Raw genomic sequence first — 13,655 nt, forward strand, 5'->3', positions numbered from 1 at the left:
TGATGTCCTGTATGTTGAGGAACTTATAGGCCCCGGTACGGTCAATACAATGCCCGATGCCGCCTGGAGGGCTTTTAAAGACCATGGAAAGGTTGGCCGGACTATTGACGCGGATATTGAAGCTGTGATAGCAACCCTTCAGTCAATAGACGAACAGGGAATCAGCATTGCCCGGGTTACAAAGGAACTCGAGGATGAAGGGGTGAGGCTCTTTACCGAATCCTTTGATGCACTGCTTAATCTGATTGCCGGGCAAAAAAGGACAGGGACCTGTTAACCTTGAAACTATTATGAGAACCTGGATTTTAATCATACCTGTTACCCTCTTCCTCCTCATCTCCTGTGCAACGCCGTCATGGCAGGCGAGACGGAATGAGGCAGAGGCTCATTTTAAACTCGCCATTTCTCATCTGGAAAGAGGTCAGATGCAGGCAGCCTTTGTAGAGTTACAGAAGAGCGTAGAACTTAATCCAGGGAATAAAAGGGTACATAATGCCCTTGGTATCGTATACCGTTATTTCGGAAATACGGAAAAAGCTGAGGAGGCTTTTAAGGCAGCAATCCGGATAGATCCGCAATATTCAGAGGCATATAATAACCTCGGCGTGGTCTATATGAAGACCAGGCAATGGGATAAGGCTATCAAGGCATTCCGGAAGGCGTTGGATAACCTGTTGTATCCAACTCCGGAAACGGCCTTTACCAACCTTGGAAAGGTTTATTACAGGAAAGGTGATTTTGACAAATCGATACGCGCGTACAAAAGAGCCATCAAACGGGCACCGGGCTATAATGCCCCTTACTATGGATTAGCACTCTGCTACAATGCCCTGGCCAGATATGGTGATGCCTCCGAGGCACTTACCGAGGCCATCAAACTTGATTCCGTTTTTAAAGGAGACAGGGAAAAAGCAGAAAAAGAGCTGATCAGACAGAAACTGAAGGCTGTTGATATGGATGAGGAACAGGATTATGTCAACCTGATCGAGATTCTCCGTTACTGAAAAAGGATGGAAACAAACAGGTATATGGAGCAGCTTTACCGTGAGGCCGTAAAGGCCATGAAGAACGCAATTGCACCATACTCCGGGTTCCGGGTCGGGGCAGCACTGCTCACGACTGAGCATAAGATATATACCGGCTGCAACATTGAAAACCCCTCCCTTATGCTGAGCGAGTGTGCCGAAAAGGTGGCCATACTTAAGGCCGTTTCTGATGGAGTGAAGGATATCCGGACAATCATGATCGTCTCAAACATGGAGGGTTATTGTTACCCCTGCGGTTCCTGCAGACAGATAATCTACGAATTTGCAACAGACGCCGAAATATTTGTAGCAGGCAAAAAAGGCATAAAAAAATATTCAATAGAGGAGCTTCTGCCCCATGCTTTTAAAAAATAGTTGGCGGTAAGCAGTAAATGACAACTGATAAGTTAAACAGAAAATGTTTCATCCTGTTCATCCTGTCTGAAAAAAAGTCTGTTCATTAAGTTTCAGAAGGAAAAGAATAGATTCCGGATCAAGTCCGGAATGACAAAAAATGGAATGGAAAACGGCAAATGATAAGTAATAAGAAGACCATAGATGTTCCCTCCGGCTATCAATTCTCAGTTGCCGGTGCAGGCATCAAATATAAGGACCGGACCGATATGGCCCTGATATATTCCGAAAGTGAGGCCGTTGTTGCCGGCACATTTACATCAAACAGGGTGAAGGCGGCCCCTGTTGTTCTGGATATAAAAAAGGTAAGGTCAGGAACCGGAAGGGCAATTGTAATAAACAGCGGAAACGCGAATGCCTGTACAGGGCAGAGGGGAATGAGAGATGCAGAAACCATGTGCAGGGAAATTTCAAGAAGACTTGACATACCTGAAAAGCATGTACTCATCGCATCCACAGGTGTTATCGGCACCTCCCTGCCAATGGATAGGGTACAGAGGGGTCTGAAGGCCCTCACAACGGAAACTGCCGGGGCCGGCCTGGAAGACGTTGCAAGGGCAATAATGACAACAGACAAATTCCCGAAGGTCAGCTCAAGAAAGATTAAAATCGGAAGAACCGAGGCCATACTGTCAGGTGTAGCCAAAGGTGCCGGCATGATCTCTCCGGACATGGCCACAATGCTCTGCTTCCTGCTTACAGACCTGGCGATTGAGAAGAAAGCCCTCAAACGTGCATTGAAAGAAGCAACGGAGAGGACCTTTAATCTTATAACCGTTGACGGTGACATGAGCACGAATGATACAGTCCTGATAATGGCTAACGGCACAGCCGGGAACAGCCCGCTGACGGAAGACTCTCCAGGTTACAAAAAGTTCAGGGAAGCGCTCTTTGAGCTGACGGATGAATTTTCACGGATGATTGTTCGGGATGGAGAGGGAGCAACCAGACTGATTACTATAAAACTGCGTGGTGCAAAAAACTACTCAGATGCAAAAAAAGCGGCATTTTCCGTTGCAAAGTCTCCACTGGTAAAGACCGCCATCTATGGCAGGGATGCCAACTGGGGCAGAATCATGGCCGCCCTTGGGTATTCCGGGGCATTTATCAGGGAGGATTCTGTTGATATATCAATCAATGGAATAAATCTCGTCAGAGGCGGGCTGGGAACAGGAAAGGACGTGGATGCCTCAGAAGCTTTGCGGCACAATAATGAGGTTACCATTGAGATCAATCTCAACATTGGAACAGGGGCAGAAAGGGTATATACGTGTGACCTTACCGAGGAATACTTAAGGATCAATGCAGCATACCGAACATGAGAGAGCAGGTCCGGCCGGAGTCCCCATCTTTTAATCTTTAAATTGAAAGACAGACTCTCCCTGAAGACTCTCGACTGCCATAGATAGTAAAGCCCACATTTTGTTATAATAAAGACTAAACCTCCAGCAGAACGCAGGAACAAACAGAGAGACAGGCACAAAGTGGCCGGCAAGCAGACGGGCTGACGAAGGTCGTGGTGAATTTACTTCATCCCGGTGTCTCCGGTTAATATAAAATTTTAGAGTGTGATAAAGACTACTTTCAGAAACTAATGGAGGAAATATGAGCCCAGTCATCAAGGCATTACTTCCGGCAGCAGGACTTGGAACAAGGTTTTTACCGGCCACAAAGGCATCTCCCAAGGAAATGCTTCCGATTGTAGACAAACCTATGATACAGTATGCTGTAGAAGAGGCGGAGGCATGCGGCATAAATGAGTTCATAATTGTCACCGGCAGACACAAAAGGAGTATCGAAGACCACTTTGACATTGTATATGAACTTGAAGAAGACCTGAAGCAAAAGGGCAAGAAGAAACTGCTGGAGATGATAAACAGACTAAGTCACCTTGACTTTGCATATATACGCCAGGGGAGACCTCTCGGGCTTGGGCACGCCATACTCAGGGCAAAACCTTTTGTGAAGAATGAACCTGTTGCTGTGCTTCTGAGTGACGACGTTATAGACCCTCAGGAATCATTACTGAAGACGATGATAAACCTCTATGATGAGCTTGACTGCCCTATTGTGGCACTTGAAGAGGTGCCAAGGGAGGAAATACATAGATACGGAGTTATAGAAGGGACGGTGGAGGGTAAAGACCTCTACAGGATAACGGACTTCGTTGAAAAACCAAGGCCTGAAGATGCACCAAGCAATCTCGCTATAATAGGCAGATACATCCTTACACCTGATATTTTCAAGATACTTGAAACCATGAAGCCAGGCAGGGGGGGAGAATATCAGCTCACCGACGCCCTGCAGATACTTCTTAAGAAAAGGTCAGTCTACGGGTTTGTCTTTAGGGGCAAAAGATATGACGCCGGTGATAAATTCGGATTCCTGAAGGCAACTGTCGACCTTGCACTGAAAAGCTCCAATGTCGCTGAAAAGTTCAGGGAATATATTATTCAGGTTGCAGAGAAGATAAGAAAAGAAGACAATCAAAAGTAAATTGCCATGGAATATCTCCTCAAAGAGGTTTTCTATTTAAAGACTGAGACCAGGAAGGACTATCCTCCTGTAGATATCTATGAAAACAAAAATGCTGTTGTCTTTGTCATAGACCTGCCTGGTATAGAAACAGAAGATGTACTGATAAAGGTTTATCATAATTTACTTATAATTGAAGGAATGAAAAGAGAACCCATTAGTGAAAGGTCTGGTATATACATCTGCATGGAGAGAGAGTTTGATAGTTTCAGGAGGATTCTCCCCATACCGGTACCGGTCAATCCGGCTGATGGCAGGGCTACATACTCTGACGGTGTACTTACAGTGACTCTGCCTAAACCGAAAGACAGGGTTTATAAAATAAAAATAGAAATAGAAAAGGAGTAATTATGGTTGATCCGATAAAAGATGAAAAAGAGATCGAGATTCCCGATACCTTACCCGTTCTGCCTGTAAGGGATATTGTTGTCTTTCCTTACATGATAATACCCCTCTTCGTGGGGAGAGAGATGTCCATCAAGTCTATTGACCACTCTCTCAATACAAACAGGATGGTACTGCTCCTGACCCAGAAAGACCTGAGTGTTGAAAATCCATTACCAGAGGACCTTTACAGGGCAGGAACCGTAGGGCTCATAATGAGGATGCTTAAGCTCCCCGACGGCAGGGTAAAGATACTCGTCCAGGGTCTCTCAAAGGCCAGGGTCCTGGATATGGATGTTAAGGACAACTACTTGGAGGCCACGATTGAAAAGATAGAGGACACAAAACCCGCTGAAATGACTATTGAAATAGAGGCCATGATGAGAACGGTCAAGGAGCAGCTTGATAAGTCAGTCTCTCTGGGCAAGACTATACTGCCGGATATCATGGTGGTAATCGAGAACCTTGATGACCCTGGAAGGCTTGCCGACCTTGTTGCATCAAACCTCGGGTTGAAGACAGAGCAGGCTCAGGAAATCCTCGAGATATCAGACCCGGTTCTGAGACTTAAACGTGTCAGTGAGATACTGGGCAGGGAGATAGAGCTCCTCCTTGTACAGCAGAAGATCCAGACCGAGGCAAGGGGAGAGATAGACAAGACCCAGAGGGAGTATTTTCTCAGGGAACAGCTGAAGGCGATACAGCGTGAGCTTGGAGAGATAGATGAACGGGCAGAAGAAATAAACGAGTTCAGGAAAAAGATAGAAGAGGCCAAAATGCCTGAAAAGGTGCTGAAAGAGGCCGAGAAACAGCTCAAACGGCTTGAAAAGATGCACCCCGACAGTGCTGAGGCAGCTACTGTCAGGACCTATCTTGACTGGCTTGTTGAAATACCCTGGAGCAAATCAACAAAGGATATCCTGGACATCAAGGCGGCCAAAAAGGTCCTTGATGAAGACCATTATGACCTTGAAAAGGTAAAGGAACGTATACTTGAGTATCTGAGCGTGAGGAAGCTGAAGGCAAAGATGAAGGGCCCCATCCTCTGCTTTATCGGCCCGCCGGGTGTTGGAAAGACCTCTCTCGGCCGCTCAATAGCAAGAAGCCTCGGCAGGGAATTCGTAAGGATGTCCCTTGGAGGTGTAAGGGACGAGGCTGAGATCCGTGGACACAGACGCACCTATGTAGGGGCACTTCCCGGACGGATTATACAGGGAATCAAACAGGCCGGAACCAATAATCCTGTGTTTATGCTTGATGAGATAGACAAGGTAGGAACGGATTTCCGTGGAGACCCTTCATCAGCATTGCTTGAAGTACTGGATCCTGAACAGAACAATGCCTTTGTGGACCACTATCTCGGTGTCCCATTTGACCTCTCAAACGTCATGTTCATAACCACAGGTAATATGATGGATACCATCCCGGGCCCTTTAAAAGACAGGATGGAAATTATTTATCTGAGTGGTTATACGGAAGAGGAGAAACTGGGGATTGCCATAAACTACCTCATCCCCAAGCAGCTTGACGAACACGGCATTACTGAAAAGATATTGAATGTCACGGATTCGGGTCTCAGGCTCTTAATCTCTCAGTACACGCGCGAGGCAGGGGTGAGAAACCTTGAGAGGGAGATCGCAAATCTCTGCAGAAAGGTAGCCAAACAGATTGCCGAGGGAAAGAAGAAGAGGTTTATCATAACGGCAAGGAACCTTCATAAATTCCTCGGAGCGCCAAAATATCTTCCCGAGGAAGAGATGGAAAAAGACGAGATCGGTGTATCCACAGGCCTTGCATGGACGGAATCCGGTGGTGACATAATATATGTTGAGGCAACAACGATGAAGGGCCGGGGCAACCTGACGCTCACCGGTCAGTTAGGCGATGTAATGAAGGAATCTGCCCATGCTGCCCTGAGCTATATCCGTTCACGGGCAAAAACATTGGGAATAAAAGAGGACATCTTCTCAAAGACCGACATCCATATCCATGTACCTGCCGGAGCAATCCCAAAAGACGGACCTTCTGCCGGTATCACGATGGCAGTGGCCATAGCATCTGCCTTTACCGGCAGACCTGTGGATAAGAAGATAGCCATGACCGGAGAGGTGACACTCAGGGGACGGGTGCTGCCGATCGGCGGGCTCAAGGAGAAGATCCTTGCAGCCAAAAGGATGGGTATTCCCAAGGTGATCATACCCAAGAGAAACGAGAACGACCTTGAGGATATCCCCAAATATGTGAAGAAGAATGTAGAGGTCATCTTTGTTGACAAGGTGGATGATGTGCTTAAGGTTGCGTTAAAGCCAAAGAAAAAGGCCACGACAACCAGGAAAACAAAGGCTGTTGCAACCAGAAAGACAAAAATTACTGCAATCAAAAAAAGAAAAACAGCTGCAACCGGGAAGACAAAGACTGCTACGGCAAAAAAAAGAAAGAAGTAATTATTCTTCCTCTATGAGAGTGCTCTGAATAATTACAACGAAAAAAAGAGATGAAACTTGGAGATGCCGGTGAGCTTGAAGTATTGGAGAGGCTGAGGAAACGTTTTACTTCCAGCTCTGAGGACGTAATTGTCGGCATAGGTGATGATGCAGCAGCCCTGGACATTCAGGGCCACACACTGCTTATAAGTACTGATACCATGACCGAGGGGATACACTTTGATCTTGCCCTCGTTACACCTTATCAGATTGGCTTCAAACTCATCTCCTCCAATGTAAGCGATATATTTGCAATGGGAGGAAGACCGAGGTGGTCCCTTCTGAACATGACAATCCCTTCTGATACTGAAGATGGTTTTTTTGATAACTTTCTTGAGGGCATTTCATCTGGGATAAAGAGGTACGGACTGGACCTGGTAGGAGGAGATATTACAGGGAGCAGATCCTCCTTTACTGTTTCACTCACGATTTCGGGCATGCCGGAAAAGAGGGTTATCAGAAGGTCAGGCGCCTCTGCCGGAGACAGGGTTTATCTCTCAGGCCCTGTTGGAGAGGCATCGTGCGGACTGGAACTCCTTAAGAGACTCGGTCGTTCTGTAAGTCTGGAAAGTGGTGAAGAGCTGCGCCTCTCACTGAAATGGGAGAGCGTAGAGCCGGTATTGAAGCGATTCCTTTTGCCCGAAGCATGCGGGGTCTCTGAATGCCTGGAATATATAACCTCCATGATAGATATAAGTGACGGGCTTTTCCTTGACCTTACAAGGCTCTGCCGGGAGAGTTCTGTCGGTGTAAGACTTTACGAAGAGAAGATACCCGTAACAGAGGCCCTCAGGGAGGTTTCAGCCTTCCTTGGCAAGGCCCCCTACGGATTCATAACCTCCGGAGGGGAGGATTATCAGCAGCTATTTACATCCGGCAAGCAACTCTCCATGTTTACGGAGATAGGAGAGATAATGGACAGGGGCTTGTATATTATCAGAAAAGATGGTTCTGAGGAAGAAATAAGACCGGAAGGGTACCAGCACTTTGTCTTTCAGTGACAGGTTAAGAATAATATTCAGTGTCAAGGAGACACCTGAGAAGATCGCCCTTGCCTTTGCCGTGGGGATTTTTGTCGGGATTTCGCCTTTTCTCGGGCTTCACACCCTGATGGCCATAGCCTTTGCCTCTGTTTTAAAATTGAACAAACTGGTAACACTTGCAGGTGCTTTTGTAACAAACCCTTTTACCATCATTCCCATTTACAGCTTTGCCACATGGATGGGAATCAAGATGACCGGACATGAAAACACACTCTCGCAGACAAATTTTAAAGAGATAACCATCATCAATATCTTCAGTATACTGAGGGAACTCATCCTGCCCTTCTTTGTGGGCACCATCGTCTTCGGCCTGATAGCAGGCGCCCTCTCTTACCTGTTTGTCTATTACATACTGAAACGCATGAGGGAGGTTTAAAATATATGGAGGGATGGAGGGATGAAGATCTTCAATCCTCCCCGGTTAAAGACTCATACCCGCTGATAATCTCAATCACCTCTGCCGTAACCTCCTCCTGCCGGACGTAGTTGTAAAGAGTGGTGAGCTCATCCATCTTCTTATCTATATTCTGAACCGCAGAGTCCATACTCCTGAGCCTGCTTGAATTCTCACTTGCAAGGCTTTCGGCGTAGGCCCTGTAAAGCGATATAAGAAGGTGCTCCTCAACAAGCCTTTCAATTACATCCTCAGGATTCATATAAATAAGGGGCTCTTTTATACTTGCCTTTCTCTTTGCAAACTTTCCCAAATCCGGGGGAAGGACCCTGTTACTTATGATCCTGTATTCACCGACCCTCCTGTGAAATGCAAATATCACGGATAGTTCGTCAAAGGAACCCTTCCTGTACAGTTCATATAACTCAACGGTCAGGTTCATTACCTTTATATCTATCCCGTCAACACTCACCGGACCCTTTAGTGCCTTTATTACCGGCAAGCCCCTTGAGAATGCCTCGTCCTGCCCCCTCTTTCCTGAAATTATAAAAACAGCCTTTGAGATATCCTGCAGACCCTGACAGTAATCGAGCAATCTCTCATTAAATGTTCCGCAGAGGCCCTGTTCAGAGGTGAAAACCACATATGCGGTCTTCCTGCCAACAGGAATTGATACCTCCGCGAGGTATGGAAAATGATACAGTATCTCTCCCATGGACTGATGGACATGGTCATTGTACATCCTGATTGTTGGCAGCAGTCTCTCAACCTTTCTGACCGTAAGGGTGGCAAGCGCCTTCATGGAGTTGACAATCTCATGAATCGTCTTCAGGTTCTCAATTTTACGTTCCAGCTCAAGTGACCCTGCCATGTTCAGTGGACCCTCTCCAATGCCTTCTCTATCAGGGACCTTAACTCAATCTGATGAGATTCCGTAAGGTCTCCTGATGTCTGTATGTCCTCAATAAGCCTGCCACCCTCCTTTTTGATCTCTTTAAGGAGTGCCGGGATATAGCCATGAACCTTTTCAAGTGCAACATCATCGAGATACCCCTCATTCAGGATAAAGAAGGACATGACCTGTTCAAAGAGGCTCAGCGAGGAGTATCTTGGTTGCTTTAAAACCTCTCTCAGCCGCTGGCCCCTTCTGATAAGTTTGGCAGTCTTCTCTTCAACCCGTGCACCGAACCGGGTGAATATCTCAACCTCCAGGAACTGTGCGTAATCAAGCTTTAACTTCTCGGCCACCTTTCGCATGGCAGCCACCTGGGTCTTGCCGCCAATACGTGACACGGAGCGCCTGACGTCAATGGGGGGCAAAACCCCCTTGTTGAAGAGCCCCCGGTCAAGCACTATCTGTCCATCGGTTATAGAGATGAGGTTTGTAGAGATATAACCCGATATCCTGCCCGCATACATCTCTGCTATCGGCAAGGCTGTGATGGAGCCGCCTCCAATGGAGTCATGCCGCCTTGCAGCCCGTTCAAGGAGCCTGGAGTGGATGTAAAAAACATCTCCGGGAAAGGCCTCCCTGCCCGGGGTCCTTCTGAGCAAAAGGGAAAGCCCCCTGTAGGCATTGGCATGTTTTGTAAGATCATCATACACCACAAGGGTATCCCTGCCGCTGTCCATGAAGAATTCAGCCACAGCGCATCCTGAATATGGGGCAAGGAATCTCATTGCAGGTGAAGTATCCGCATCCGCGGCCACAACAACAGTATATTTCATCGAGTCATGCCTCTGCAGGTCTTCAATGACCCTTGCAATCTGTGCCTTTTTCTGACCTATAGCCACATAAACACATATGACATCGCCACCTTTCTGATTAACAATGGCATCCAGGGCAATGGATGTCTTGCCTGTACCGCTGTCACCAATGATAAGCTCTCTCTGCCCTCGTCCAATGGGGAGCATGGAGTCTATTATCTTTATGCCTGTGTACAGGGGTTCCCGGACAAAATCCCTCTCTATTATGGGAAGTGCCTCTCTTTCAATCGGATAATGCAGCCGCTCTTCTATCTCCCCAAGGTCATCAAGGGGGCTGCCAAGGGGATCTATTACACGGCCAAGGAGTTCCTCTCCTACAGGCAATGAAGCCACCCTGCCGGTAAGACCCACCTTGCTGCCGGCACTTACAAGAGAATAATCACCCAGGATCACAACATCAATAAATCTTCTGTCCATCCCGAAGACTATTCCGTGAATATCCTCTTCAAAACCCAGCAGCTCATAGTAGCCGGCATCCGGAAGACCTTCAACCCTGGCCACACCGTCACCAATATCAACAACAACACCCTCCTGTGCAATACGCACATCGAACCTGAGCTTACGTACTTCCTTCTCAATAGATTCAAGCAGCTCCTTAATATTTAGCGTCTCTTCCATGGAAATCCATTATCCTTTCCAGCGATAAAACAGCTTTGGGCTCAGCTTTCTTTTTTCAGCTTCTCGGCAATGGCATCAAGATTACCCCTCAGGGTGCCATCGAAAATATGCCCGTCTATCTTCAGCCTTATTCCTGCAATCAGGGAAGTGTCCTGACGCTCAACCAGATTAATACGGCAGTTCAGTATCTCCTGCAAGGAAGACCTTAGCTCCTCTATCTGGTCGCTGCTCAGCGGACGTGCAGAGTATATCTCTGTACGGCAACTGCCGTCCTTCACCACCTCCGAGAGCCTTTGCACTTCTTCCTGCGGAAGGTTTTCAAGCCTCTCCAGAACCATCTTCAGCAACCTTTCCTGCAGCAGGTCGTCCGAGATATCCGACATCAGTCTGCCGGCCATTTCAACCGATAATGAAATAACCCGTTCCTTTATCTCTTCAAGGGCCCTCAGTTTCTCCTGCCTGATGAACCTGACGGTCTTTTTTCTCTCGGTCTCTATCTCCTCCATCGCCTCCTTTATAATCCTCTCCCTCTCCTTCAGTGCCTCCACCCTTGCATCTTCAAGATAACCGGCCTTTACCTTCTCAAGCTCTTTAAGACCATTCTCATACTCGTCCCTGAGTTGAGCCACCTCCTTCTGTGTTCTTTCAATCTCATCCCTTACCGTCCTTATCTCTCTTTCCCTCTGCTGCAGGATATTCTTTACAGGTCTGAAGAGCACCCTGTAAAGGATATAGACCACGGCAATAAAGTTTAAAATCTCAAATATGAATGTCCAGAAATTAAACATGCCCCTATTTCATAACCAGTGATATTAATGGATTGGCAAAGAGAAGTATCAGGGAGATTACAAGCGAATAAATGGCAACGGATTCCACCATGGCCATGCCGACAAACAGGGTTCTGATAATCTGGTTGGTAGCCTCCGGCTGTCTTGCTATCGCCTCAATCGCCTTTGTCAGGGCCTCTCCCTCTCCCCTTGAGGGTCCGTAGCCACCGATGGCAATGGTCAGACCTGCCGTCAGGATTGAAACAGCTACAACTATGCTGACTGCGTCCATGTCACACCTCCTGATATCTTAGATTTTCGTTGCCTTTATGCTCCCGGCAATAAATACAAGAGTTAATGCACCAAACAGATAGGCCTGGATAACGTCACCGACAATGCTTAATAAAATCAGGGGCACAGGGACAAGAAACCCCACGAGCAGCAGCAGTATCGCAACTATCATCTCCCAGCTCAGCATATTCCCGAAGAGTCTGACCGCCATGGCGAGTGACCTTGAAAGCTCACCAAAAACATTAAAGGGCAGGAGTATAAAGACAGGCCTTGTATAATGCTGAAGATACCCCTTCAGTCCCTGATGTTTTATTCCGTAATAGTGAACCGACATAAAGGAGATAAAGGCCAGGGCTGAGGCGGTTGACAAGTCCCTCGTGGGGTTATGGAGTCCGGGGATAAGACCTACAAGATTCAATGATGCTATAAATAACCACATTCCCCCTATCAGGGGAACGAATTCCCAGGGGTCCCTCTGCAATACATCCCTGATGGTGTCGGAGATTGCCTGATAGACGGCCTCAAGTACAAGCTGTCTCTTTCCTGGATTCCATACGGTGAGCCCCCTGGTCAGGAAATAACCTGACAAGGCAAGTGCAAGCATTACAACCCAGGTGGTCACCACCACCTCTGTAATCTCCACAGGGCCAACGCTGAAGAGAACTTCTGAAAATATATCGAATTTCACCTCTCCGGCACCCCTCTTAACCTGAAAAACCTCCTTCTGAATATATACAGGTAGAGTGGCCGGCCGATCAACACACCGAGAAGCAAAAAAAGGGGACTATTCCCTCCTGCCTTAGCTGCAAATAACATGACCGCAGCAAGCATAAGATACCGTGTCCAGAAATTATAAAAGACTGAATGCCTTTTCCCGCTGCCGGCCCTGCTTACCTGCTGCCAGAGATGCTCGTGGTAAAGGAGACCTGAAACAATGCCCAGGGACATGAACGCAAAGGTTTCCATACAAATAATTATATCATCTTTTATTCCTTATTGATATAAACCGGACATTTCTATTTTGGCTTGACAGACTATATCGGAACATTGACAAAAGCTCAGTGGACAGTTACAATTGAATGTACAAATCAAATCATAACAGAAGGCGGTTTCAGAGAAAAGCAGCCGTTCTCCCTTCACGGGAGGATGAAAAGCAAATTCTAATCAATTTTCACTCTCATTTCATGGTTAACAACAAATTTCACAAATTAAGAGGAGGTAACGATTTATGGAGCAAAAAGTACCGTTTGATCTAAAAGATTTCCGGCCGCCCAATATCAATGTTAAAACGATTATTGGGGCCGTGGCTGCAATCCTGCTCGTGGTCTTTCTGTTTTCTTCCTACTTTACGGTGGATACGGAAGAGGTCGGAGTTGTCCTCAGGTTTGGAAAATTTGTCCGCACAGCCGATCCCGGGTTAAACTTCAAGTTGCCTTTTGGAATCGAACAGGTGTACAAGGTGCCTGTCGAACGGCAATTAAAGCTCGAACTTGGTTTCCGAACAACCAAGCCCGGAATCAGGACCGAGTATTCATCCAGAAAATATCAGGAGGAGTCCTTGATGTTAACAGGCGACCTTAATGCTGCTGAAGTAGAATGGATCGTGCAATACCGTATCAAAGACCCTTACAAATTCCTGTTTCGTATAAGAAACTCCGTGGGGACATTCCGTGATATCAATGAGGCAGTAATGCGTGAGGTTGTTGGTGACCGTACGGTGGACGAGGTGTTAACCGTCGGTCGTCAGGAAATTGCCAGCACTGTTACCTTAAAAGTTCAGGAATTATGCGATCAGTATGAAACTGGGATTAAAGTAGAACAGGTGGTGCTTCAGGATGTTAATCCCCCCGAATCTGTAAAACCTGCCTTCAATGAGGTCAACGAAGCCCAGCAGGAGCGTGAAAAATTAATTAATCAGGCCCTCTCCGAATACA

Annotated in this window: 16 protein-coding genes; 10 read left to right on the plus strand and 6 right to left on the minus strand. The window is 47.0% G+C overall.

Annotation, left to right across the window (positions count from 1 at the left end; genetic code table 11):
- The 9 genes from VST71_07435 to VST71_07475 all read left to right on the plus strand — a co-directional run.
- The coding region (locus VST71_07435) for a transaldolase family protein (protein ID MEC4685547.1) at positions 1-277 on the plus strand (277 nt) is incomplete at its 5' end.
- Positions 278-290: 13 nt separating this feature from the next.
- On the plus strand, positions 291-1,004 hold the full coding sequence (locus tag VST71_07440) for a tetratricopeptide repeat protein (protein MEC4685548.1): 714 nt from the start codon (positions 291-293) through the stop codon (positions 1,002-1,004).
- 6 nt (positions 1,005-1,010) lie between these two features.
- Positions 1,011-1,400 (plus strand): cytidine deaminase, encoded by a 390-nt coding sequence (locus VST71_07445; GenBank protein MEC4685549.1) that lies wholly within the window; start codon positions 1,011-1,013, stop codon positions 1,398-1,400.
- 158 nt (positions 1,401-1,558) lie between these two features.
- Entirely contained in the window at positions 1,559-2,761 is a 1,203-nt protein-coding gene (argJ, locus tag VST71_07450; GenBank protein MEC4685550.1) for a bifunctional glutamate N-acetyltransferase/amino-acid acetyltransferase ArgJ, read from the plus strand.
- Between the two features lie 283 nt (positions 2,762-3,044).
- Positions 3,045-3,935, plus strand: a complete 891-nt coding sequence (galU, locus tag VST71_07455) for a UTP--glucose-1-phosphate uridylyltransferase GalU (GenBank protein MEC4685551.1) — start codon at positions 3,045-3,047, stop codon at positions 3,933-3,935.
- A 6-nt stretch (positions 3,936-3,941) separates the two neighbouring features.
- Positions 3,942-4,322, plus strand: a complete 381-nt coding sequence (locus VST71_07460) for an Hsp20/alpha crystallin family protein (protein ID MEC4685552.1) — start codon at positions 3,942-3,944, stop codon at positions 4,320-4,322.
- A gap of 2 nt (positions 4,323-4,324) precedes the next feature.
- A complete protein-coding gene (lon, locus tag VST71_07465) occupies positions 4,325-6,802 on the plus strand; it encodes an endopeptidase La (GenBank protein ID MEC4685553.1) in 2,478 nt (825 codons plus the stop codon).
- 50 nt (positions 6,803-6,852) lie between these two features.
- Entirely contained in the window at positions 6,853-7,842 is a 990-nt protein-coding gene (thiL, locus tag VST71_07470; GenBank protein MEC4685554.1) for a thiamine-phosphate kinase, read from the plus strand.
- Entirely contained in the window at positions 7,829-8,260 is a 432-nt protein-coding gene (locus tag VST71_07475) for a DUF2062 domain-containing protein (protein ID MEC4685555.1), read from the plus strand. The genes thiL and VST71_07475 overlap by 14 nt, the downstream gene beginning before the upstream one ends.
- 31 nt (positions 8,261-8,291) lie before the next feature.
- Here VST71_07475 and VST71_07480 read toward each other — a convergent pair whose 3' ends face one another.
- From VST71_07480 to VST71_07505, 6 genes are read right to left on the minus strand one after another with little or no spacing between them, the layout of a single operon-like run.
- Positions 8,292-9,149: a FoF1 ATP synthase subunit gamma gene (locus VST71_07480; GenBank protein ID MEC4685556.1), complete on the minus strand. Its 858-nt coding sequence runs from the start codon at positions 9,147-9,149 to the stop codon at positions 8,292-8,294.
- Positions 9,150-9,151: 2 nt separating this feature from the next.
- Positions 9,152-10,663, minus strand: coding sequence for a F0F1 ATP synthase subunit alpha (locus tag VST71_07485; protein MEC4685557.1), 1,512 nt, complete (start codon positions 10,661-10,663; stop codon positions 9,152-9,154).
- Positions 10,664-10,704: 41 nt separating this feature from the next.
- Entirely contained in the window at positions 10,705-11,451 is a 747-nt protein-coding gene (locus tag VST71_07490) for a F0F1 ATP synthase subunit delta (protein ID MEC4685558.1), read from the minus strand.
- Between the two features lie 4 nt (positions 11,452-11,455).
- Entirely contained in the window at positions 11,456-11,722 is a 267-nt protein-coding gene (locus VST71_07495; protein ID MEC4685559.1) for a F0F1 ATP synthase subunit C, read from the minus strand.
- 18 nt (positions 11,723-11,740) lie between these two features.
- Positions 11,741-12,409 carry a F0F1 ATP synthase subunit A gene (locus VST71_07500; protein ID MEC4685560.1) on the minus strand — a complete coding sequence of 223 codons (669 nt, stop codon included), beginning with the start codon at positions 12,407-12,409 and terminating at the stop codon, positions 11,741-11,743.
- Positions 12,406-12,687, minus strand: coding sequence for an ATP synthase subunit I (locus tag VST71_07505; GenBank protein ID MEC4685561.1), 282 nt, complete (start codon positions 12,685-12,687; stop codon positions 12,406-12,408). The genes VST71_07500 and VST71_07505 overlap by 4 nt, the downstream gene beginning before the upstream one ends.
- A 262-nt stretch (positions 12,688-12,949) precedes the next feature.
- On the opposite strand from VST71_07505, the gene hflK reads away from it, so the two are divergent.
- On the plus strand, positions 12,950-13,655 hold a 706-nt coding region (gene hflK / locus VST71_07510; GenBank protein ID MEC4685562.1), incomplete at its 3' end, for an FtsH protease activity modulator HflK.

Source organism: Nitrospirota bacterium, assembly GCA_035873375.1.
In the GTDB taxonomy this organism is placed as follows: Bacteria; Nitrospirota; Thermodesulfovibrionia; order Thermodesulfovibrionales; family JdFR-85; genus BMS3Bbin07.